This window comes from Caldimonas tepidiphila (assembly GCF_003569765.1).
Taxonomy (GTDB): Bacteria; Pseudomonadota; Gammaproteobacteria; order Burkholderiales; family Burkholderiaceae_C; genus Caldimonas; species Caldimonas tepidiphila.
Window position 1 is genome coordinate 2,736 of sequence record NZ_KZ983980.1, and the last position, 303, is coordinate 3,038.

Consider the following 303-nt stretch of genomic DNA (forward strand, 5'->3'; position numbering starts at 1 on the left):
AATGACCTTCGGGAGGGTATTGCCGTCGTCCACGTTGGCGGCCGTGACCTTATAGCGCCGGATGAGCTTGTAGCGCGCGTCGACGTTGGCGTGCAGCTTGTAGCCGTAAAAGCTCTTGCCGTGCTTCTTCGTCCAGCGCGCCTCGCAGTCCTTGTGGCTGCTCTTCTTCGCGCCCCACTCCAGCGGCACCGCGCCCTGCTGGACGAGAGCCTTCTCTTCCTTGTCGAGGTGCTGGATGGGCGCGCGCACGATGGTGGCGTCCACGATCTGCCCGCCCCGCGGGATGTAGCCCTGCGCCTGCAA

General features: G+C 65.0%; 1 protein-coding gene. It reads right to left on the reverse strand.

Annotated elements, in window-relative coordinates; translation table 11 throughout:
- Positions 1-303 (reverse strand): transposase (locus tag D3A59_RS04145; protein WP_419187232.1); only part of this gene is annotated, 303 nt, incomplete at both ends.